The sequence below is a fragment of the Mycobacterium sp. NGS54 genome (genome assembly GCF_059812465.1).
Genome location: NZ_JCALCS010000011.1, coordinates 118,833 through 139,705 on the forward strand (window position 1 = coordinate 118,833; position 20,873 = coordinate 139,705).

Sequence of the window (20,873 nt, forward strand, 5' to 3'; positions counted from 1 at the left end):
CCCGGTGGTCCACGCGACCGGCGCCCCAGCAGTATGCACGGTCGGTCATCCGTCCGTGGTGTTTGCTGCGACTCTTCTGCCACCGCTTGAGCGCCGACAAAGGGTGCCAGGCGGCACCGGCTAACTCCCCGAGCTCGGCGGCAACTGGCGGGCCGGCTACACCGGCAGCAGCTGGTCGATCACCGCCGCCAACTGCTTGGCGGACCGGCATTCGTGCATCGTGATGACCTCTTGGTAGCGCGGCACCGCCGAGTCGCCGCTGCCCCACAGGTGCTTGGGTTCGGGGTTGAGCCAGTGCGCGTGGCGGCTGGCGGTCACCATGTCGACCAGCACATCGATGGCCGGGTCGCGGTAGTTGGTGCGCCCGTCCCCGAGCACCAGCAGCGAGCTGCGCGGCGACAGCGCGTTCGGGTGGGCCTGCACGAACGAGACGAACGCGTTGCCGTAGTCGGAGTGCCCGTCGCGGCTGTACACACCGGCCTCGCGGGTGATCCGCTGGATCGCCACGGCCAGGTCGGCTTCCGGGCCGAACATGTGGGTCACCTCGTCGGTCGTGTCGATGAACGCGAAGACGCGAACCCGCGAAAACTGCTGCCGCAGGGCATGCACCAGCAGCAGGGTGAAGTGGCTGAAGCCGGCGACCGAACCCGAAACGTCGCACAGCACAACCAGTTCCGGTCGTGCCGGGCGGGGTTTGGCCAGCACCACGTCGATCGGCACCCCGCCGGTGGACATGGACTTGCGCAACGTCTTGCGCAGGTCGATGGTCCCCGCCCGGGAACGCCGCCGGCGGGCCGCCAGCCGGGTCGCCAGGGTGCGGGCCAGCGGCGCCACCACCCGTTGCATCTGGCGCAGCTGGTCGCCGGATGCGCGCAGGAACTCGACGTTCTCCGAAAGTTGTGGGATGCCGTACATCTGGACGTGATCGCGGCCGAGCTGCTCGGCGGTGCGCCGTTTGGTCTCGGCGTCGACCATCTTGCGCAGCTGCGTGATCCGCTGGGCCGCCAGCGCTTTGGCGATCTGTTCCTGGGTGGGGGTGGGCTCGTCACCGTACGGGGCGAGCAGTCCCGCCAGCAGCTTGCCCTCCAACTCGTCCAGCGCCATCGCCTTGAGCGCCTGGTACGACGAGAACGACGGGCCCCGGCTGGAACTGTATTTGCCGTAGGCCTCCACGATCCGCGCGATCATCGCGACAAGGCGCTCGTCCAGGTCGGCAAGCTCGGGGTTTTCGGTGAGCAGGTCCAGCAGCATCTGGCGCATCGCCTCGACATCGTCGGGCGGAAGCGAGTCGTCTTGCGCCGCGCCGCCCTCGTCGTCGGTGACCACCGCCCTCGAACCCAGCGCGGCGGGGAACCACAGGTCGAACATGGCGTCGTAGGTCTCGCGGTGATCGGGCCGGCGCAAAACGGCGCAGGCGATCCCCTCCCGCAGCACCTCACGATCGGCCAGGCCCAGGGTCGCCATCACCCGCCCGGCGTCCACCGTCTCCGACGGGCCCACCGAAATACCCTGCGCGCGAAGCGCTTCCACAAAACCGACCAGATGGCCCGGCAGCCCGTGGGGGGCCAGCGGGCGGCTGGGACGGATGCGGCGGGCGGCCATCACGGCGTCCTAATTGAGCCGGAGCTCGCCGGCGGCGCGCTGCTGATCGGATTGATGCTTGAGGACCACGCCGAGCGTCTGCGCGACCACGGCGTCGTCGATCGTGTCCAGGCCCAGCGCCAGCAGGGTGCGGCCCCAGTCGATGGTCTCGGCGATGGACGGCACCTTCTTCAGCTGCATCCCGCGCAGCACGCCGATGATGCGCACCAATTCCTCGGCCAGGTGCGCGGGCAGCTCGGGGACGCGGGACAACAGGATGCGCCGCTCCAGCTCGGGGCTCGGGAAGTCGATGTGCAGGAACAGGCAGCGCCGCTTGAGCGCCTCGGACAGTTCGCGGGTGGCGTTGGAGGTCAGCACCACGAGCGGTGTCCGCTCGGCGGTGATGGTGCCCAGTTCGGGCACGGTCACCGCGAAGTCGGACAGCACCTCCAGCAGCAGGCCCTCGATCTCGATGTCGGCCTTGTCGGTCTCGTCGATCAGCAGCACCGTCGGGTCGGTGCGCCGGATGGCGGTCAGCAGCGGACGCTGTAGCAGGAACTCCTCGCTGAACACGTCGTCTTTGGTCTGGTCCCAGTCGCCCGAGCCGGCCTGGATACGGAGGATCTGCTTGGCGTGGTTCCACTCGTAGAGCGCGCGGGCCTCGTCGACGCCCTCGTAGCACTGCAGGCGCACCAGCCCCGAGCTGGTGGCCTGGGCGATGGCGCGGGCCAGCTCGGTCTTGCCGACGCCGGCCGGTCCCTCCACCAGCAGCGGCTTGCCGAGCCGGTCGGCCAGGAACACGGCGGTCGCGGTCGCGGTGTCGGGCAGGTAGCCGGTCTCGGCCAACCGTCGCGAGACGTCGTCGATGTCGGCGAACAGCGGCGCCGGCCGGGCGGGCACACTCACGGTCTCAGTTCTCCTCAGGCTTTGGCGTCAGGCCGGGCGGGTCTGCCCGTCTCCCCACGCGATCCATTTGGTCGAGGTCAGTTCTGGCAATCCCATCGGGCCGCGCGCGTGCAGCTTCTGTGTGGAGATGCCGATCTCGGCGCCGAAACCGAACTGCTCGCCGTCGGTGAAGGCCGTCGAAGCGTTGATCATCACCGCGGCAGCATCGACGCCGTCGCTAAACCGTTGCGCCGCAGCCATATTCGTTGTCACGATCGCCTCGGTGTGCCCGGTGCCGTATTCGTTGATGTGGGCGATCGCGGCGTCGACGTCGTCGACGACGGCCACCGCGATGTCCATTGACAGGTACTCGCGGCGCAGGTCGGACTCATCCGCGTCGAGGTGAACCGTCACCCCGGCATCCTGCAGGGCGCCGACCAGCCTGGGCATGGCCTCCGCGGCGATCGCGGAATCGACCAGCAGCGTCTCGGCGGCGTTGCAGACGCTGGGCCGACGGGTCTTGGAGTTCAGCAGGATCCGTTCCGCCACGTCCAGGTCGGCGGACTCGTGCACGTACACGTGGCAGTTGCCGACTCCGGTCTCGATGGTGGGGACGCGGGCGTCGCGCACCACCGCGTCGATCAGGCTCGCGCCCCCACGCGGGATCACCACGTCGACCAGTCCGCGCGCCTGGATCAGGTGGGTGACCGTGGATCGATCGGCGGCCGAGAGCAGCTGAACCGCGTCGGCGGGCAGATCCTCGCTGATGAGCGACCCGCGCAACACGTCGACGAGCGCCTGATTGGACTTCGACGCCGACGAGCTGCCGCGCAGCAGCACCGCGTTGCCGGACTTGAGCGCCAGCCCGAACGCGTCGACGGTGACGTTGGGCCGGCCCTCGTAGATCATGCCGACCACGCCGAGCGGAACCCGCTGCTGGCGCAGGTGCAGCCCGTTGGGCAGGGTGTAGCCCCGCAGCACCTCCCCGACCGGGTCCGGCAACCCGGCGACCTGGCGCAGGCCGGCGGCGATTCCGTCGACGCGCTTGCGGTCCAGCGCCAACCGGTCGAGCATCGCGGTCGGTGTGCCCGCAGCCCGGGCGGCGTCGAGGTCTTCGGCGTTGGCCGCCAGGATCCGCTCGGTGTGGGCGCCTATCGCGTCGGCCGCCGACTGCAGGGCCGCGTCCTTGGCGACGGTCGGCAGCAACGCCAGCGCGCGGGCGGCGACCCGGGCGCGGCGCGCGGCGTCGTGGACCTCCCGGCGCAAGTCAGGGCGCGTTGGGGCTTGCAGACTCATTTATTAAGGGTAACGGTCCCCAGCGGGCCAGGTCAGAGCGGGAGCCTCAGGCGACCCGCTCACCGCGGCGCGCCTGCCGCACTTTGCTCTGCCGCTCGTCGAGGATGTGGCCGAAGTTCTGTAGCAGCAACGGTTCACGCATCACCAGGTGCTCGACGTGTTCGCGATCGATCTCCAGCGCGGTCACCTCGTCGAGCGCGTACGCGCTCGCCATGTTCGGCTGCCGGGTCAGGGCGGTCAATCCCAGGAACGAACCTTCGAGCAGCGTGCTGATCGGGACGATCGATCCGTCGTCGGCCATCGCGGTCAGCTGCACGCGGCCCTCGACCAGAAACGTCATACCGCTCGGAATCTGGCCCGCGTACTCCACGGTTTCGTCGGCGCCGTAGCGCACGAGTTTTGCGCACGAATGCAGTGACCGCTGTTCGTCGGCGTTCAGCCGCAATGCCGGCGCCACCACGGTGCGCAGCGCTTTCTCCACCCGCTCCGGGGTCGAGTAGTCGTCGTCGCTGTTGTCCAGGTGCAGACCTTCGCGCCGCGCGGCGTACCAGATCCAGCGCAGGAAGGTTGCTTTTGCGGCGCCGTCGTCGGCGGGCGAGGTCAGCCCGATGGAGGTGCGGTATTCGCCGGCGCCGACGGGCACCGACCGGGGCACGCTGTCGGCCTTGAGCTGCGGCAGACCGAGGGCGACGCGCGACAGCATGGCGCACACCCGGTCGGGCGGATCGGCGGGCGAAAACGTCGTCGTCATCGCCAGTTTGTGGGTCCCCGCCGGGCGGCTCAGGTTTGTGAACGCCGTGGTGGCCAGCACCGAGTTCGGCGTCACCCGCATTCCGCTGCCGGTGTCGATGTGGACCGCCCGCCAGTTCACCTCGACGACGCGGCCCTTTGCGGTGCCGGTGTCCAGCCAGTCGTTGATCCGGAACGGCTGCTCGAAGAGCATGAACAAGCCCGACACGATCTGGCCGACGGAGTTCTGCAGCATCAGGCCGATGACGACCGAGGTGACGCCCAGCGCGGTGAACAGGCCGCCGACCCGCACGCCCCAGATATACGACAGGATCAGCACCAGCCCGACGCCGATCAGGGCGAACCGCGCGACGTCGAGGAAGATGGCGGGCAGGCGCGCGCGCCAGCTCTCTTCGGGCGCGCCTTCGAACACGGTGGCGTTGAGCCCGGACAACATCAGCACCAGCACCAGGAAGCCGAACACGGTGGTGAGGAGCCGCACCGGCACCTCCCCGGCGGGAATTTGCGACGCCTTGACGAGCAGCAGCAAGAGCGCGACGAGTGGCAGCAGGTAATTGCGCAGCAGGCCAACCTGCCTGGCCACGCGGCTGTTCCGGCGGACCAGCGTGTGGTGCAGCTCGGTGAGAAAAATCAAGCAGATCGGAAATCCGACGGCGATGCCCACCGCCCAGTAGAACCACGAGGAGTTCCAGGCGTTCATCATCGCTCCGACAACCGGTACATGGCCTGCTCGGTGCCGCCGACCGAGATCGTGCCCACGGGCGTGAAGTGCCGAACGTCGCGCATCGCCTCGTAGACCGGGGTGCTGACATAGATGCCGGGCTGCGGTGCACCCCTGTGCATTTGGGAGGCCAGACTGACCGCGGCGCCCCACATGTCGTAGACGAGGCTGGATCGGCCCACTAGCCCGCTGATGACGTTGCCGGTGTTGATTCCGACCCGAAGGCCCAACTCGTGGCCGGTCTGGCTGTTGAACCGCTCGATGATGCGGCGCATCTCGACGGCGAAGTCAACGGTTCGGTGAATGCTGTCCAATCGCGGGGTGATCACCCCGCAGGTGGCGAGGTAACCGTTGTGGAAGGTGCGGATACGTTCGACGCCAAGGGTTTCCGCCGCAGAGTCGAACTGCCGGAACAGCTCGTCGACGATCCGCACCAGCTCGTCGCCCGGCAGGTCGTTGGAAAGCTCGTCCAGCCCGGCGATGTCGGCGAAGATGATGGCGACGTCCTGGTGCTTCTGGGCGATGGTCGCCTCGCCCTCGCGATACCGCTCGACGATCGACTCCGGCATCAGCGCCAGCAGCAGGCGGTTGTTTTCGTTGCGCTGCTCGTTGAGCAGCTCTTCCTTGATCGCGAGGTTACGGCTCATCTCATTGAAAGCCGCTGTGAGGTCGCCGATTTCGTCCCGCGTCATGACCGGAATGTTGACGTCGTAGTCGCCGGAGCTGATCTTCCGTGTGCCCTCCTCCAGGCGCCGGACCGGCCGCATCGCCGTCCCGGAGATCACCATCGAGGCGACGCTGATCACGAACACCAGCGCGGTGACCGCGATCACGAGTGTTTTGCTGAACCTGCCCAGCCGCGCAAATGCGTCCGAGTCGTCCCGCGTGGCCAGAATCGACCAGTGCAGGTCGGAATTGGGAATGTCCAGTGGCGCATAGGCTTCCAATTCCTTGTTGCCGGTGTAGTCGACGGAGCTCATGGTGCCGGTCTCCCCGCGCCTGGCGGCGCGAAGACCCGCGGTGTCGACCGGCTGCACCAGCGTCGTGCCGCCCAGCCGGATCGCCCTCTCCACGACGTCCGGCGCCGTGCCGGCGTCGATGGCGTCTCGCTTGTATTGCTGGGGGTTTTCCAGGAATTCCCGTGAGTCCGAACGCATCAGGCCGTCGGCGCCGGCGAGATAGGTCTCGGTCGCGGAGCCCATGCCGGCGGCTTGCCAGTGCTTGTTGGCGGTCATGATGTTGTTGATCTTCGCGATCGGCACCGGAAGGGCCATGACACCGTCCATCTTGCCGTTCATCCCGACCGGCGAGACCACCCACGCCGTGGGCGCGTCGAGCGCGGGCTGATAGGGCTGAAAGTCGGTGATCCAGACGAAATCCACGTCGTTGGAGCGCAGCGCCTTGTCGTACGCGTCATGCAGCTTCGATTCGCGATAGGGCCCGGTGAGGATGTTGGTCCCGAGGTCGGGGCCCTTGCGGACGGAGTAGACGACGTTGCCCTGCATGTCGAGCAGCAGCGCGTCGCGATAATCGAAGCGGGTGACGATGGAGCGCATGTAGAAATCGAAGCGCGCGTTGGCCGTCGACCATGCGCTGCCGTCGCCCGCGTCCTCGACGGGCAGCGAGTCGGGGGTCGGCCTCGGCGGCGCGGTGTAATACGCCTGAATGTATTTCTGCGACGGGGAAGTCGGCAGCACCGCGTTGAGGTCGATCTCGTTGCCGTTGATCCGTTTGATCGGCGCGATCATCTGGTTCTGGTAGTAGTTGACGAGCTCCTGCTGTTGAGCGGGGGTGATCGACGAATTTCCCAATTGGTTGAAGCCCGCCGTCAACGCCGCGGTGGCCTCGTTGACGCTGAATCCGCTGCTGTAGACGATCAGGGAATTCGTCACCTCCCGGAACAGCGCCTGGACCTGCCTCTTCTGCGACTCGCGCAGCTCGATCAGCCGCTCGGACTCGACCTGCCGCAAGGCGTTGCGGCCGGATATGGCCCCGATGAGCCCGATCACGGACACGCCGAGGATCCCCGACAGGAGCATCGCGATGAGGATCTTGGACTGGATGCCGAAGCGGAAGCGGTGCCACACCAGCGGCCGGCGCGCTCCCCGGCGCGGCTTTTCGGTCGACACGGATTCGGGGGCGGTTTCCGGCGTGTTTTCAGACGCCGGTTCGGCCATTTTCGGCTCGGTCAACGTCATTCGCCTTTCCCCCTTCCTTCCGACCGGATTGACACCGATCACGCAGCAGACTAACGCGCGGACATCACGATATTGGCGAATGCCGCGAAGGATTAGCGGCAAAATGCCCAACCCGGGCTTGCGGTTCGGCCGCAATAGTCGATTTCGCGGTTCCCGGCGGCGATCGTCCGTCGGAATTCCGGCCCGACTAACGTCGGCGTCATGACGCGGGTCTGCGTGGTCGGCAGCGTGAACATGGACCTGACGTTCGACGTCGATGCCCTGCCGCGGCCGGGCGAGACGGTGTTGGCCTCGTCGCTGACCTCCGCTCCCGGCGGCAAGGGCGCCAACCAGGCGGTGGCGGCGGCCCGCGCGGGCGCGCGCGTGCGCTTCATCGGTGCCCTCGGCGACGACGCGGCCGCCGCACGGTTGCGGGCCCACCTGCGGGCGAACGATGTTGCGCTCGACGGGACGATCAAGGTTTCGGGGTCGAGCGGTACCGCCGTCGTCGTGGTCGATGCCGGCGCCGAGAACACCATCGTCGTCGCGCCGGGCGCCAACGGGCGGCTGACCCCGGCCGACGCTTGCCGGGCGGTCGGCACCTGCGATGTGCTTTTGACGCAGTTGGAGATTCCGGTGCCGACGGCCGCTGGGGCGGCGCGCGAAGCCCGCTCGACGGGGGCGGTGGTCGTCGTCAACGCCTCACCCGCCGGCCAGGACCAAAGCCGGTTGGCCGAACTGGCGGCCGCCACGGACGTGGTGATCGCCAACGAGGCCGAGGCCGAATGCTGGCCGTGGCGGCCGACCCACTTGGTGATCACCCTGGGGGCGCGCGGCGCGCGCTATGTCGGCGAAGACGGCGATTTCGTGGTACCCGCACCGAAGGTCAAAGCCGTTGACACCACCGGCGCGGGCGACGTTTTCGCCGGGGTGCTGGCCGCGAGTTGGCCGCGCGGCGACTGCCCAAGTCCGGCCTCGAGGGCCGGGCGACTGGCCGCGCTGCGGCGCGCCTGCGCCGCGGGCGCGCTGGCCACCCTGCTGCCCGGCGCCGGTGACTGCGCGCCGCGCGCCGACGCGATCGACACGGCGCTGCGAGACGCTTTTCCTGACCAAACCGATTGATGTACCCTCGCTGCGATGCCTGCGGTCATGGGAGTCTGCATGCCGGCGACAGCCGCCGCCGACATGGCCTTGGTGCTCTTCGCGATATTCGGAATCCTCGGATTCGGCTGGCGCAGTTGGCTGCAGTACCGGCGGACCGGCTCGACGGGTTTTCGCGGCATCCGTACCGGTGGCGTTTTGGAACGCCTGGCCGGCGTCGGCTTCGTTGCCGCGCTCGCGGTGGCGGTCAGCGCGCCAATCCTGCAGGAGGCCAGGGTCGTTGAACCCGTCGGCTTGCTGGACGAGGCCTGGATCCAGGCCGTGGGCATCGTGGTGGCGACGGGCGGCATCGCGGCGACGGTGTACGCGCAACTCGAGATGGGCGATTCCTGGCGGATCGGGGTTGACCCGAGGGAGATGACGACGCTGGTGCACACCGGCGTGTACGGCCGGATCCGCAACCCCATCTACACCGCGATGTTTACCTTCGGCTGCGGTATCGCGCTGGTGACGCCCAATGTCGTTGCGTTCGCGGGCCTTATCCTGCTGGCCGCCACGATCGAGCTCCAGGTCCGTCGCGTCGAGGAGCCGTACCTGTTGCGGACGCACGGCGACGCGTATCGCGCCTACGCCGCCAGGGTGGGTCGATTCGTCCCCGGGGTCGGGCTCGCTCGTTAGCGCGGCGCCGCGACATCGTGAGCGATCGTCAAACCATCGCCCGTTTCCAGTTCGTCCGCCGTCTGGCTGAGCAACACACGACTGCGGCTGGGCGATAACAGAACCGACAGGTGGTGATGCGGCGCGTCCGCCACGAATGCCAGGCGGTTGACGCGCAGCACCGCGGCGCCGATCGGGGTGTCCAGCAGATGTGCGGTGCGCGGGCCCGCGATTTCGGCGGTGATCTCGTGCCGGATGCGATCGACGACGATCCCGGCGTCCGCCAGCAACTCATAGAGCGGCGCTTGGCGCAGCGCGGGCTCGGTCAAGGCGCCGGCCAGTTCCGTCGGCAGCCAGGCGTCGGTGACCATCAACGGCTCGCCGGTACGGCGCTGCCGGCGCACCCGCACGATCTGCAGCAGCTCGCCGGACGCCCGGAGCGCCTCGGCGATGGCCCGCGGCGGGCGCCGCGTCCCGAGTTCGACCACGTCGACCTCGGTTTCAAATTGGGTCTGGCGCAGCCCTTCCATGTACGAGCCGCCCGTCGGCAATTCCGCTGGACTGTGCTCGCGCACAAACGATCCGACGCCGTGCCTGCGTTCGATGTATCCCTGCGCGGCCAGGTCCGCCAGCGCCCGGCGGACCGTGATGCGGGAAACCCCGAACTGATCGCACAGCGTCTGCTCGGTGGGCAACGCCTCGCCCGGGGCGACGGCGCCGCGGTCTATCTCGTCGTGCAGCACGAGGAACAGCTGCCGATGCAATGGCACGCCCGCGGCGGCGGACACCGGTCCCAGCCTGTCTCCGCTCTGCCGCACGGTCGTCAATGTTTCCACAGCACCTCCCTTGCGCCTGCAGGTCAGTTGTTATATGTATATAACAACTGACCATTTCGGGGAAGACATGATGACCGCGGTGCAACAGCAACCCGCCACCGATCCGACGGGGCCGACCGGCCGGCTGGCCACCTGGGTCGCCGATCTCGCGCTCGACGACGTCCCGCCGACCGTGGTGGAGCGGGCCAAACATCTGTTGTTGGACGGCCTCGGTTGCGCACTGGTCGGGGCTCAATTGCCCTGGTCTCGCGTCGCCACCGACGCGGTGTTCGCCATGGAGGGCCCCGGCGACACCCCGGTGCTCGGCACTGGGCGCACCTGCGGCGCACCGGCGGCTGCGGTCCTCAACGGCACCTTCATCCAGGGCTTCGAGCTCGACGACTTCCATCCCCTGGCCCCGCTGCACAGCTGCTCCCTGCTCATCCCGGCGCTACTGTCGACGGCGTCGACGCGGCCGGTGGCCACGACCGGCGCCGACGTGCTGCTGGCGGCGATTGTCGGGTTCGAGGTCGGCCCCCGCGTCGGCTACACGCTGCACGGCACCCAGATGCTCGACCGCGGCTGGCATTCCGGCTCGGTCTTCGGCACCCACTCGGCGGCCATGGCGTCAGGCAAGCTGCGCGGCCTGTCGCCGGCGCAACTGGAGGACGCCCTCGGCCTGGCCGGCACCCAGTCCGCGGGGCTGATGGCCGCGCAGTACGAGGCCATGAGCAAGCGCATGCATCACGGCCTGGCGGCACGCAACGGCTTCTACGCCGCCGGCCTTGCGGCGGCCGGCTACACCGGCATCAAGCGGGTGTTCGAGCGCGAATACGGCGGGTTTCTCAGCGTTTTCGGCGAAGGCCACGATCCCGACGCCGCGCTGCTCACCGGGCAGCTCGGCCAGCGCTGGGAAACCGCGATCATCATGGTCAAGTCCTACGCCGCGATGGGCGGGCTGCACGGCGCGATCGACGCCGCCAGACAGTTGCGCGTTTCGGTTGCACCGGAAGATATCTCAGCGATCGATGTCACCATCGGCGAGACCGTCTACAACCACGGGTGGTGGCGGCCCGAGCGGCCGCTCACCCCGATCGGCGCTCAGATGAACATCGGATACGCGATCGCGGCGGCGCTGCTCGACGGCAACGTCCTGCCCGAGCAATTCACGCCTGACCGCCTCGATTCCGATGACATCTGGTCGCTGATCGCCGCAACGACCGTGCACCTCGACGAGTCCTTGGCCCACGCCGATATCACCGAGAGGTTCCGCACCGAGGTCGTGGTGACCACCCGCGATGGCGCCGTGCATCGCGCCCGCGTGGACCTGCCGCATGGCGCGCCCGACGACCCCGTCACCAACGGTGAGCTGGTGGCGAAGTTCCACGCACTCGCCCGCCGGGTCACCAGCCGCGGGCGCGCCGACGCGATCGAGCGCGCGGTGACCGGGCTGGACAACCTCGACGACATCGGCCTGCTGGTCGACCTTCTCGCCGCCCCCGTCGCGGGGGCATTGGACTGAAAGGACGGAGATGGCCACGACACCGGCCCGCCGGCGGCTGAAAGAGCTGCTCGCGAAGCGTGAACTCATCGTCGCACCAGGCGTTTTCGACGGGATCTCCGCGCAGCTGACCAAACGGACGGGCCACGTCGCGGCGTACATGACCGGCGCCGGCGTCGCGGCGTCGGGTTTCGGCCTGCCCGACATCGGGCTGGTCACCGCGACCGAAATGGCCGACCGGGTCCGGATGATCGCCGACGCGCTGGGCGACGTTCCGCTGATCGCGGACGCCGACACCGGCTACGGCGCGCCCATGAACGTGGTACGCACGGTCCGGTCCTACGACGCGGCGGGCGTCGCTGCTATCCAGTTGGAAGACCAGGTGTTTCCCAAGCGGTGCGGTCACCTGCCGGACAAGCAGGTCATCGACGCCGCCGCCTTCGAACAAACCCTCGCCGCGGCGCTGGACGCCCGGTCCGACGACGCCCTGCTGGTGGTGGCCCGCACCGATGCCCGCGCCCCGCTCGGCCTGGACGCCGCGATCGAGCGCGCCAACCGTTACGCGCAAGCGGGCGCCGACATCATCTTCGTCGAGGCGCCCGAGGACGCCGGCGAGATCGACCGCATCGCACGCGAAGTCGATGCTCCGCTGCTGATCAATCTGGTGCTCGGCGGCATGACGCCGCTGCAGTCCGCGTCGCGGCTGCAGGAGTTGGGTTACGCGATCGCGATCCATCCCAGCAACCTGCTGATTCAGGCGACATGGGGCATGCTGCAAGGCCTTTGCGAACTCAACGGCACGGACGCCGCCGCCCATCTGCCCAACAGTCCCGGAGACTTCTTCAACCTGGTCGGCATGGCGGAGTGGCTCGCCCTCGACGACAAGTACGCACACACCGAGGACCGCTCATGGGCATGACCGTCGTCGAAAAGATCCTCGCCCGCAAGGCCGGCCTGGACTCCGTGTCGCCGGGCGACACCGTGGTGGTCGACGTCGACATGACCGTCCTCATCGACCTGCAGTTCGCCACCATGTGGATACCGCCCAACCGGATTCACGACCCCGACAAGCTGGCGGTCGTCATGGACCACGCCGTGCCCGCGCCGACGATCAAGGACGCCACCGGCGGCCGGCACGCCCGAAAGTTCGTCGCCGACTTCGGTATCGAGCGCTTCTACGACGTGGGCCGGCACGGCATCTGCCACCAGGTCATCGCCGAGAACGGGCTGGCGCGCCCGGGAGAGATCCTGGCCTGCACCGACTCTCACACATGCGCCGCCGGCGCTAACAACACCGCGGCCCGCGGCCTGGGTCCGGCGGAGGTGTACTCGATCATGTGCACCGGCACGACGTGGTTCCAGGTCGCGCCGACGATCCGCTACGAACTCGGCGGAGTCAAACCGAACACGGTGAGCGGCAAGGACGTCTTCCTGCACATCGCCAACGAATACGGCGACGCGCCCAACCTGAACCTGGAATTCGGCGGCCCGGGCCTGGCCGGCATCCCGATGCACGATCGGCGCACCATCGCCACCCAGGGCGCCGAGGTGTCGGCCGATTTCAGCACGTTCGAACCGGACGCGGTGCTCGCGCGCTACCTCGATGATGCCGGCGTCACCGGATATGACGCTGCCGCACCGGATCCCGATGCCAACTACCGCGAGGTCCGGCGCATCGACCTGTCGACGTTGGAACCCTATGTCGCGCGACCGGGCACCGTGAGCCGCAACGGGGTGCCCGTGTCGCGGCTGGATCGGCAGAAGGTGGACCAGGCGTTCATCGGGTCGTGCGCGAACGGCCAACTCGAGGACCTCCAGGTCGCCGCGGAAGTGTTGCGCGGCAGGACCGTCGCGCCCGGGGTGCGGCTGCTGGTCACTCCCGCCTCGCAGGCGGTGTACCGGGAGGCCATGCGGTTGGGGTACTTGCAGGACCTCGCGGACGCCGGCGCGGTGATCACCAACTCGACGTGCGGCGCGTGTTTCGGCTACCACATGGGCGTGGTGGGCCCCGGCGAGGTGTGCATCACGTCGAGCACCCGCAATTTCACCGGACGCATGGGCAGCACCGAAGCGGAAATCTTCATGGCCTCACCGGCGACCGTCGCCGCGTCCGCGATCACCGGCTACATCACGGACCCAAGGAGCGTGACGGCATGACGATCTCGTTCAGCGGGAGGCTCTGGGTGTTCGGCGACAACCTCAACACCGACGCCATGTATCCGGCGTTCGCCATGAAGATGGACCCGCCCGAGGCGGCCAAGCACATCTTCTACGAGGTGCGCCCGGGGTGGACCGACGAGGTCTCACCGGGCGACATCGTGGTGGCGGGCAAGAACTTCGGGCTCGGATCGTCGCGTCCGGTCGCGGCCCTGTTCACCGAGCTCGGGGTCGCCGGCCTGGTCGCCGAGGAATTCAACTCGTTGTTCTTCCGCAACGCGGTCAACGCCGGCCTGCCGGCGATGACCGTGCCCAACGCCACCGAGGTGTTCCGCGAGCGCGACACCGCGACCTTCGACCTGACCGCGGGCACCTGGCGAAACGACACCACGGGGGACTCGGGCAGCGTCCCCAAGCTGCCCGGTTTGATCCTCGAGATCATCGAAAGCGGCGGCGTGCTGCCGCGGCTGGCGCAACGCGGCTACCTGCCGGCCGAGCTCGGCGACGTGCTGCGGTCGAGTACGGTCGCCATGCGCGGCGCCGGAAGCGGCGCCTGATGTTGGGGCGGCTGCTCCGCGGCATACGCGCGGGCGAGCACCGAAGCCCGTTGGCCGGTAGCGCTTTTGGTGCACCCGAGTCGATCAGGGTCAGCAGTCCGGCCTTCTGCGACGGCGGCGCGATGCCGCCGTCCACCGCGGGCAAGGGCGTCGGCGAGAACGCCTCGCCGCCGCTGAGTTGGGACGGGGTGCCGGCGGGGACGCGGCAGCTGGTGCTCGTGATGGACGACGTCGACGTTCCGCTGCCCCGGCCGCTGCTGCACACCGTGGCGGTGCTCGAGCCCACGCTGGAAGGCGTCGTCGCCGGTGCTTTGCGGTCGGGGACCGACGGGATGCGGTTCGTCCGGGCCGATCTGGGGCACCGCGGCTACGCCGGGCCTCGCCCGATTCCCGGTCACGGGACGCACCGCTACCGGTTCCATGTGTTCGCGATCGACGAGGCTATTCCCGACACCGTCACCACGGCCAAGGCCTTGCTGGCCGCGATGGCCGGACACGTGCTCGCCCGCGGCACGCTGACCGGCACCTACCGACGCTAACGCGGGCGCCCAGCGATTACGTCGCACGATCTGCCGCTGACCTGCGGTTGGCAGTGGTTGGCAGCGTGTGGCGTCGATCTGGCAGCGATTTCCGAGCAGCCTGACCCGTGTCAACCTTCGAGAAAGGAAAACGATGTCCACCACCACCATTGACCGCACGGGAACTCGCGACGGGTTGCTCCGTTTTGCCATGCGTGCCGACGCCGTCATCAGCGGACTGGTCGGCCTGGCCGGTATCCCGCTGGCCGGCCGGCTCTCCGACCTATCCGGCACGACGAAGGCGTTCGAGTACGGCATGGCCGCGTTCTTGATCGCCTACGGCGTGGCCGTGCTGGGGCTGGCGACCCTGCCGTCGGTACGCCGCGCCGGCCTGGGCGTCATCATCGCCAACCTGCTGTACACGGCGGGCTCATTGTTCTCGTCCTCGCGGACGTCTTCCCACTGACGTCGGCCGGCGTCGCGTTGAACCTGGCGGCCGGCGCCTACACGCTGCTGTTCGCGGAGCTGCAGTACCAGGGCTGGCGTCGCGCACGGCCGTGAGCCGCGCCTAGGTCCGCTAGTCCTCCGGGACCTCGCGCTCGATCTCGTCGAGCCAGATTCGGGCCGACATGTCCGAGGGGGCGCGCCAATCGCCGCGCGGCGACAGCGCGCCCCCGTGCGACACCTTGGGCCCGTTGGGCAGCGCCGACCGCTTGAACTGGCTGAACGAGTAGAACCGCTGCACGAACACGCCCAGCCAGTGCCGGATCTCCTTGAGCGAGTAGGACGGTCGCTTGTCCTCGGGGAATCCCGCCGGCCAGTTGCCCTGCTCGGGGTCGCTCCACGCGTGCCACGCGAGGAACGCGATCTTCGACGGCCGGAACCCGAAGCGCAGCACGTGAAACAGCGAAAAGTCTTGCAGGGCAAACGGTCCGACTTTGGCCTCGCTGCTCTGCAGCTCCTCCTCCTCGCCACTGGGAACGAGCTCGGGCGTGATCTCGGTGTCCAGCACCGACTGCAGCACCTCGCACACGTCCGGTTCGAACTGGCCCGAGGAAATCACCCAGCGGATCAGGTGCTGGATCAGCGTCTTGGGGACGCCGCCGTTGACGTTGTAGTGCGACATCTGGTCGCCGACCCCGTACGTCGACCAGCCCAACCCCAGCTCCGAGAGGTCACCGGTGCCCAGCACGATCCCGCCGCGCTGGTTGGCCAGGCGGAACAGGTAATCGGTGCGCAGGCCGGCCTGGACGTTTTCGAAGGTGACGTCGTAGACCTTCTCGCCGCGCGAGAATGGATGGTCGATCTCCTTGAGCATGAGCTGCGCGGTCTCGGTGATGTCGATCTCGGCGAAGGTGACACCCAGCGCGCGGCACAGCTCGATCGCGTTGCGCTTGGTGCGATCTCCCGTCGCGAAGCCGGGCAGCGTGAACGCCAGGATGTCGCCGCGCGGCCGTTCCTCCCGGTCCATCGCGCGGGCCGCGACGATCAGCGCGTGCGTCGAATCCAGCCCGCCGGAGATTCCGATGACCAGCTTCGGGTAGTTCAGCGCGCGCAGCCGCTGCTCGAGCCCCGAGACCTGGATGTTGTAGGCCTCGTAGCAATCCTGTTCCAGCCGTTGCGGATCGGCCGGCACGAACGGGAAGCGCTCGATCTCGCGGCGCAGTCCGATGTCGCCGGCGGGAGGGTCGAGCCGGAACTCGATGCGCCGGAACGACTCCGCCGCCGTCCGGTGGTGGCGCCGGTTGTCGTCGAAGGTGCCCATCCGCAGCCGTTCGGAGCGAAGCAGCTCGAGGTCGACGTCGGCGACGCTGCGCCGCTCCCCTTTCGGGAAACGCTCGGACGTGGCGAGCAGCACGCCGTTCTCCCAGACCATGGTCTGGCCGTCCCAGGCCAGGTCGGTGGTCGATTCGCCCTCCCCCGCGGCGGCGTACACGTAGGCGGCCAGGCACCGCGACGACGCCGAGCGCGCCAGCAGGCAACGGTCCTCGGCGCGCCCGATCGTGATGGGGCTCCCGGACAGGTTGGCCAGCACCGTCGCCCCCGCCAGCGCCGCCTCCGCGCTGGGCGGGATCGGCACGAACATGTCCTCGCAGATTTCGACGTGCAACACGAAGCCCGGCAGGTCGGACGCGGCGAACAGCAGATCGGGACCGAACGGGGCCTCGAGCTCGCCGATGCGGATGATGCCGCGTTCGTCGTTGCCGGGCGCGAGCTGGCGGCGCTCGTAGAACTCGCGGTAGGTGGGCAGGTAGGACTTGGGCGCGACACCGAGCACCTCGCCGCGGTGGATGACCACCGCGGTGTTGTAGACGCGATGCCGGTAACGCAGCGGGGCGCCGACGACCAGCACCGGCAGCAGGTCGGCCGACGCCGCCACTACGTCGGCGACGGCGGCTTCGACGTCGTCGAGCAGGAGGTCTTGCAGGACGATGTCCTCGATGGAGTACCCGGACAGCGTCAGCTCGGGGAAGACGGCCACGGCGACGCCGTCGTCGTGGCATTGGCCTGCCAACCGCAGCACCGACTCGGCGTTGGCCGCCGGATCGCCGATCGCGGTGTGGTGCGTGCAGGCGGCGACGCGGACAAAACCCTGCTGGTAGGCGTTGTAAAAGTCCATGACCCTCCCATTGTCGCCCGACGGTTGTCAACTCGTCGCCGCCGGGTATCCCCAACGGCATGAGCGATACCGCCGTCGTCGTGGTCGACATGATGAACACGTATCAGCATCCCGATGCTGAGGATCTGATACCCAATGTCGAGAAAATCATGGACCCGCTCGCCGACCTCATCCGCCGGGCGCGGGACGCCGACGGCGTCGACGTGGTCTACGTCAACGACAACTACGGCGATTTCACCGCTCAGTTCTCCGACATCGTCGGATCCGCGCTGGATGGGGCGCGGCCCGACCTGATCAAGCCGATTGTGCCGGGCGAGGACTGCCGGGTGATGACGAAGGTCCGGCACAGCGCGTTCTACGCGACGGCGCTGGCCTATCTACTGGGTCGGCTGCAGACCAAGCGGTTGATCCTCACCGGCCAGGTCACCGAGCAGTGCATCCTGTACACCGCGCTCGACGCCTACGTGCGCCACTTCCCCGTCGTGATCCCGACCGACGCGATCGCCCACATCGACGCCGACCTGGGCAAGGCGGCGCTGCAGATGATGCAGCAGAACATGTCCGCCGAGCTCATCACGGCAGCCGACTGCCTCGGTTGACGCTCTGGCGCGAGCGTGCGCAGAATGCCGGCCTTTTCGGCGTGTCGGCGGACAAAGACGCACGCTCGCTACCCTGGACTCGTGGAATCGCCGGAACTTGTCGCTCTGCTCGCCGGCCGCCGGGTCGCGGCGCTGACCGGTGCCGGGATGTCCACCGACTCCGGCATCCCCGACTACCGCGGCCCCGGTTCGCCGCCGAGCAACCCGATGACCATCCGCCAGTTCACCTTGGATCCGCTGTTCCGGCAGCGGTACTGGGCGCGCAACCACGTCGGGTGGCGGCACATGGACCACACCGCACCCAACGCCGGGCACCGGGCGCTGGCAGCGCTGGAACGCGCCTCCGTGGTGACCGGCGTGATCACCCAGAATGTCGATCTGCTGCACAGCAAGGCCGGCAGCCGAAACGTCGTCAACCTGCACGGCACCTACGCGCGGGTGGTCTGCCTGAGCTGCCGGTACGACATGAGCCGGGCCGCGCTTGCCGAAGAGCTCGAGGCGCTCAACCCGGGGTTCATCGAGCGCGCGGAGGCCGTGGGCGGGTTGGCGGTGGCTCCCGACGCCGACGCCGTCATCGCTGACACCGCGTCGTTCCGCTACCTCGACTGCCCGCGCTGCGGCGGCATGCTCAAACCCGACATCGTCTACTTCGGCGAGAGCGTTCCCAAAGACGTTGTAGCAAAGGCATATTCGTTGATCGATGAGGCGGACGCGCTGCTGGTCGCCGGATCGTCGCTGACGGTGTTCTCCGGGTACCGGTTCGTGCGGCACGCCGCCGCGCTGGGTACCCCGATCGCCATCGTCAACCGCGGCCCCACCCGCGGGGACGACCTGGCCACCGTGAAGGTTGACGGCGGCTGCTCCGAGCTGCTGACGCTGCTGGCGTGCGAGTTGGGGGCGCTGTCGCCCACGCCTTAGAAGCTGACGGGCATGCTGCGGACGGCGTGGATGAAATTGCCCGCCACGTAGGCAGGCTCGCCCGCCTGAATGTCCGGCAGCTGGCGCAGCAATTCGCCGAAGATGGCACGCAACTGCGCGCGGGCCACCTGGGCGCCAAGGCAGAAGTGCAGCCCGCCACCACCCATGCCCACATGCGGATTGGGGCTGCGGCTCAGATCAAAGCGCTCCGGATGGTCGAACGCCTCTTCGTCCCAGTTGCCAGACGAATAAAACATCACCACCTTCTCGCCCGCCCGGATACTCTGACCGCCCAGCTCGACATCCGTTGCCGCCGTGCGGCGGAAGGTCATGACGGGGGTGGCCCATCGGACGAACTCCTCGACGGCCGTGCCGATGCGGTTGTCGAAATCCTCCAACAGCCATGCCCGCTGGTCGGGAAAGTCGGTGAGCGCCTTCATCGCGTGACTGATGGTCTGCCGGGTGGTGTCGTTGCCCGCCACCGAAAGCAACACGAAGAACGCTGCGACGTCGGCGTCGGTCAGCCGGTCCCCTTCCACCTCGGCGGTCACCAGGCTGCTGAACAAATCGTCGCCGGGATGCTCGCGGCGCTCCGCGGCGAGTGCGCCGGCGACCTGGTGCACATACGTCTGGTTCTCGAACAACACCTCCATCGGGTGCCGACCGCCGAGGTAGGCGGGATCGGCCCATGACACCATCGCGTCGGTCGCGTGCGCCATGCGCTGCCGCTCGGATTCCGGGATCCCGACCATGTCCGACAGCGTGCGGATGGGTAGCTCCTTGGCGCACAGATCGACGAAATCCGCACCGCTGCCGGCGGCCCGCAGCTCTTCGACGATAGTCTTGGCGTTCGCCTGGATCGACTCCTCGATGCGGCGGACCTGCCTCGGGGTGAACGCGGCGTGGGCGAGCTTGCGCAGCTTGGTGTGCCGTGGGGGGTCCATCGCCAGGAAGGACTGCGACGCTTCGAGCAACTCCACGGGGATGTTCTCGAACATCACGCCGTTGCCGGACAGGAAGACCCCGTTGTTACGGCTGACCTCAACGATGTCCGCGCGCCGGGTGACGGCCCAGTAGCCGGGGTCGTCGGGGTCAGACATCAGGGAATCCTCGACCGGAGCATGCCAGCTCACCGGGCGCTCGGCCCGCAGCACCGCGAACGAGCGCTCCCGGTGCGCGGCGGTCGTGGACCAGAAAGCGCGCGACGACAGATCGATCGGGTCGTAGGCACGACTGCTGGACACCCCGGTCGCCACGGTCATCGTCGCTCCTCCCCGCTTATGGCCCCAGTCACATACTGCGATCGACAGTATGCTTAGACGTAGTGTCTAGTCAAGATGTCGAACTAGCCGCTAAGCTGAGCAAATGGCGTCGGTCACCCGGAAGCCGCAGGCCAATCGCGAACAAGGGCGCCAGGAGCGGCGAGAACAGCTCGAACGCCGGTTGCTGGACGCCACCGAGCGGCTGATGCGCGACGGCGCCAGTTTCACCGAGCTCAGCGTGGACCGGCTGTCGAGCGAGGCCGGCATCTCGCGGGCCAGCTTCTACATCTATTTCGAGGACAAGGGCCACCTACTGCGCCGGCTGGCCGGCCAGGTGTTCGCCGACCTCGCCTCCAGCGCGGACCGGTGGTGGAGCATGGCGTGGCGACACGATCCCGACGACGTCCGCGCGGCCATGGCCGGAATCATCGGAAACTACCGGCGCCACCAACCGGTGCTCGTCGCACTGAACGAAATGGCGGGTTACGACCCCGTGGTGGGGGCGACCTACCGAAATCTGCTGACCGCGATCACCGGCCGGGTGACCCGTGTCATCGAGGACGGCCAGGCCGACGGCTCCATCCGCCCTGAGCTGCCCCCGACCGCCACGGCCAGCGCGCTGACCTGGATGGTCGAGCGGGCCTGCCAGCAGAATCTTCCGACCGCCCCGGACACCTACGACGCCGAAATGGCCGAGTCCCTGGCTCAAATCATTTGGGGCGCACTGTATCTCAAGCCGATAACGCCGGGCTGAGCTC

Annotated in this window: 18 protein-coding genes and 1 pseudogene; 11 read left to right on the forward strand and 8 right to left on the reverse strand. The window is 68.3% G+C overall.

What is annotated here, in order from left to right:
- Window positions 1-156 precede the first annotated feature (156 nt).
- From AC5Y5E_RS29430 to AC5Y5E_RS29450, 5 genes are read right to left on the reverse strand one after another with little or no spacing between them, the layout of a single operon-like run.
- Window positions 157-1,602: a vWA domain-containing protein gene (locus AC5Y5E_RS29430; protein WP_499907393.1), complete on the reverse strand. Its 1,446-nt coding sequence runs from the start codon at window positions 1,600-1,602 to the stop codon at window positions 157-159.
- Between the two features lie 9 nt (window positions 1,603-1,611).
- A complete protein-coding gene (locus tag AC5Y5E_RS29435; protein ID WP_499907395.1) occupies window positions 1,612-2,487 on the reverse strand; it encodes an AAA family ATPase in 876 nt (291 codons plus the stop codon).
- Between the two features lie 27 nt (window positions 2,488-2,514).
- On the reverse strand, window positions 2,515-3,762 hold the full coding sequence (locus AC5Y5E_RS29440) for a glutamate-5-semialdehyde dehydrogenase (protein WP_499907397.1): 1,248 nt from the start codon (window positions 3,760-3,762) through the stop codon (window positions 2,515-2,517).
- Between the two features lie 46 nt (window positions 3,763-3,808).
- The gene (locus AC5Y5E_RS29445) at window positions 3,809-5,212 is read right to left on the reverse strand and encodes a mechanosensitive ion channel family protein (RefSeq protein WP_499907399.1); all 1,404 of its coding nucleotides are present in this window, start codon (window positions 5,210-5,212) and stop codon (window positions 3,809-3,811) included.
- Window positions 5,212-7,431, reverse strand: a complete 2,220-nt coding sequence (locus tag AC5Y5E_RS29450) for an adenylate/guanylate cyclase domain-containing protein (protein WP_499907401.1) — start codon at window positions 7,429-7,431, stop codon at window positions 5,212-5,214. The genes AC5Y5E_RS29445 and AC5Y5E_RS29450 overlap by 1 nt, the downstream gene beginning before the upstream one ends.
- Window positions 7,432-7,632: 201 nt before the next feature.
- On the opposite strand from AC5Y5E_RS29450, the gene AC5Y5E_RS29455 reads away from it, so the two are divergent.
- On the forward strand, window positions 7,633-8,532 hold the full coding sequence (locus tag AC5Y5E_RS29455; RefSeq protein ID WP_499907403.1) for a PfkB family carbohydrate kinase: 900 nt from the start codon (window positions 7,633-7,635) through the stop codon (window positions 8,530-8,532).
- 39 nt (window positions 8,533-8,571) lie between these two features.
- Window positions 8,572-9,189, forward strand: coding sequence for a methyltransferase family protein (locus AC5Y5E_RS29460; protein ID WP_499907405.1), 618 nt, complete (start codon window positions 8,572-8,574; stop codon window positions 9,187-9,189).
- Here the strand turns inward: AC5Y5E_RS29460 and AC5Y5E_RS29465 are convergent.
- The gene (locus AC5Y5E_RS29465; protein WP_499907407.1) at window positions 9,186-10,004 is read right to left on the reverse strand and encodes a GntR family transcriptional regulator; all 819 of its coding nucleotides are present in this window, start codon (window positions 10,002-10,004) and stop codon (window positions 9,186-9,188) included. The genes AC5Y5E_RS29460 and AC5Y5E_RS29465 overlap by 4 nt on opposite strands.
- A 70-nt stretch (window positions 10,005-10,074) precedes the next feature.
- On the opposite strand from AC5Y5E_RS29465, the gene AC5Y5E_RS29470 reads away from it, so the two are divergent.
- From AC5Y5E_RS29470 to AC5Y5E_RS29495, 6 genes and pseudogenes are all read left to right on the forward strand, one after another.
- Entirely contained in the window at window positions 10,075-11,505 is a 1,431-nt protein-coding gene (locus AC5Y5E_RS29470; protein ID WP_499907409.1) for an MmgE/PrpD family protein, read from the forward strand.
- 10 nt (window positions 11,506-11,515) lie between these two features.
- Complete coding sequence (locus AC5Y5E_RS29475) at window positions 11,516-12,403, forward strand: isocitrate lyase/PEP mutase family protein (RefSeq protein WP_499907411.1); 888 nt, start codon at window positions 11,516-11,518, stop codon at window positions 12,401-12,403.
- Window positions 12,394-13,641 carry a 3-isopropylmalate dehydratase large subunit gene (locus AC5Y5E_RS29480; protein WP_499907413.1) on the forward strand — a complete coding sequence of 416 codons (1,248 nt, stop codon included), beginning with the start codon at window positions 12,394-12,396 and terminating at the stop codon, window positions 13,639-13,641. Before AC5Y5E_RS29475 ends, AC5Y5E_RS29480 begins: the two co-directional genes overlap by 10 nt.
- Window positions 13,638-14,198, forward strand: coding sequence for a LeuD/DmdB family oxidoreductase small subunit (locus AC5Y5E_RS29485; protein WP_499907415.1), 561 nt, complete (start codon window positions 13,638-13,640; stop codon window positions 14,196-14,198). The genes AC5Y5E_RS29480 and AC5Y5E_RS29485 overlap by 4 nt, the downstream gene beginning before the upstream one ends.
- Window positions 14,198-14,737 carry a YbhB/YbcL family Raf kinase inhibitor-like protein gene (locus tag AC5Y5E_RS29490; protein WP_499907417.1) on the forward strand — a complete coding sequence of 180 codons (540 nt, stop codon included), beginning with the start codon at window positions 14,198-14,200 and terminating at the stop codon, window positions 14,735-14,737. Before AC5Y5E_RS29485 ends, AC5Y5E_RS29490 begins: the two co-directional genes overlap by 1 nt.
- Before the next feature lie 133 nt (window positions 14,738-14,870).
- Window positions 14,871-15,277, forward strand: a pseudogene (locus tag AC5Y5E_RS29495) (hypothetical protein).
- 16 nt (window positions 15,278-15,293) lie between these two features.
- On the opposite strand, the gene AC5Y5E_RS29500 reads toward AC5Y5E_RS29495, so the two are convergent.
- Complete coding sequence (locus AC5Y5E_RS29500; protein ID WP_499907419.1) at window positions 15,294-17,336, reverse strand: NAD(+) synthase; 2,043 nt, start codon at window positions 17,334-17,336, stop codon at window positions 15,294-15,296.
- Between the two features lie 59 nt (window positions 17,337-17,395).
- On the opposite strand from AC5Y5E_RS29500, the gene AC5Y5E_RS29505 reads away from it, so the two are divergent.
- On the forward strand, window positions 17,396-17,935 hold the full coding sequence (locus AC5Y5E_RS29505; RefSeq protein ID WP_499907421.1) for a cysteine hydrolase family protein: 540 nt from the start codon (window positions 17,396-17,398) through the stop codon (window positions 17,933-17,935).
- Window positions 17,936-17,959: 24 nt separating this feature from the next.
- A complete protein-coding gene (locus AC5Y5E_RS29510; protein ID WP_499907423.1) occupies window positions 17,960-18,853 on the forward strand; it encodes a Sir2 family NAD-dependent protein deacetylase in 894 nt (297 codons plus the stop codon).
- Here the strand turns inward: AC5Y5E_RS29510 and AC5Y5E_RS29515 are convergent.
- The gene (locus AC5Y5E_RS29515; RefSeq protein WP_499907425.1) at window positions 18,850-20,115 is read right to left on the reverse strand and encodes a cytochrome P450; all 1,266 of its coding nucleotides are present in this window, start codon (window positions 20,113-20,115) and stop codon (window positions 18,850-18,852) included. The genes AC5Y5E_RS29510 and AC5Y5E_RS29515 overlap by 4 nt on opposite strands.
- A gap of 103 nt (window positions 20,116-20,218) precedes the next feature.
- Here AC5Y5E_RS29515 and AC5Y5E_RS29520 point away from each other — a divergent pair, with 103 nt between their 5' ends.
- Window positions 20,219-20,869 carry a TetR/AcrR family transcriptional regulator gene (locus tag AC5Y5E_RS29520; RefSeq protein ID WP_499907427.1) on the forward strand — a complete coding sequence of 217 codons (651 nt, stop codon included), beginning with the start codon at window positions 20,219-20,221 and terminating at the stop codon, window positions 20,867-20,869.
- Window positions 20,870-20,873 lie beyond the last annotated feature (4 nt).

Excerpts from the sequence above, each read along its gene's own strand:
- AC5Y5E_RS29440 (WP_499907397.1), bottom strand. The coding sequence starts at position 3,762 with ATGAGTCTGCAAGCCCCAACGCGCCCTGACTTGCGCCGGGAGGTCCAC.
- AC5Y5E_RS29450 (WP_499907401.1), bottom strand. The coding sequence starts at position 7,431 with ATGACGTTGACCGAGCCGAAAATGGCCGAACCGGCGTCTGAAAACACG.
- AC5Y5E_RS29455 (WP_499907403.1), top strand. The coding sequence starts at position 7,633 with ATGACGCGGGTCTGCGTGGTCGGCAGCGTGAACATGGACCTGACGTTC.
- AC5Y5E_RS29515 (WP_499907425.1), bottom strand. The coding sequence starts at position 20,115 with ATGACCGTGGCGACCGGGGTGTCCAGCAGTCGTGCCTACGACCCGATC.
- AC5Y5E_RS29475 (WP_499907411.1), top strand. The coding sequence starts at position 11,516 with ATGGCCACGACACCGGCCCGCCGGCGGCTGAAAGAGCTGCTCGCGAAG.
- AC5Y5E_RS29485 (WP_499907415.1), top strand. The coding sequence starts at position 13,638 with ATGACGATCTCGTTCAGCGGGAGGCTCTGGGTGTTCGGCGACAACCTC.
- AC5Y5E_RS29445 (WP_499907399.1), bottom strand. The coding sequence starts at position 5,212 with ATGAACGCCTGGAACTCCTCGTGGTTCTACTGGGCGGTGGGCATCGCC.
- AC5Y5E_RS29480 (WP_499907413.1), top strand. The coding sequence starts at position 12,394 with ATGGGCATGACCGTCGTCGAAAAGATCCTCGCCCGCAAGGCCGGCCTG.
- AC5Y5E_RS29500 (WP_499907419.1), bottom strand. The coding sequence starts at position 17,336 with ATGGACTTTTACAACGCCTACCAGCAGGGTTTTGTCCGCGTCGCCGCC.
- AC5Y5E_RS29505 (WP_499907421.1), top strand. The coding sequence starts at position 17,396 with ATGAGCGATACCGCCGTCGTCGTGGTCGACATGATGAACACGTATCAG.
- AC5Y5E_RS29430 (WP_499907393.1), bottom strand. The coding sequence starts at position 1,602 with ATGGCCGCCCGCCGCATCCGTCCCAGCCGCCCGCTGGCCCCCCACGGG.
- AC5Y5E_RS29470 (WP_499907409.1), top strand. The coding sequence starts at position 10,075 with ATGACCGCGGTGCAACAGCAACCCGCCACCGATCCGACGGGGCCGACC.
- AC5Y5E_RS29460 (WP_499907405.1), top strand. The coding sequence starts at position 8,572 with ATGCCGGCGACAGCCGCCGCCGACATGGCCTTGGTGCTCTTCGCGATA.
- AC5Y5E_RS29520 (WP_499907427.1), top strand. The coding sequence starts at position 20,219 with ATGGCGTCGGTCACCCGGAAGCCGCAGGCCAATCGCGAACAAGGGCGC.
- AC5Y5E_RS29510 (WP_499907423.1), top strand. The coding sequence starts at position 17,960 with ATGCCGGCCTTTTCGGCGTGTCGGCGGACAAAGACGCACGCTCGCTAC.
- AC5Y5E_RS29490 (WP_499907417.1), top strand. The coding sequence starts at position 14,198 with ATGTTGGGGCGGCTGCTCCGCGGCATACGCGCGGGCGAGCACCGAAGC.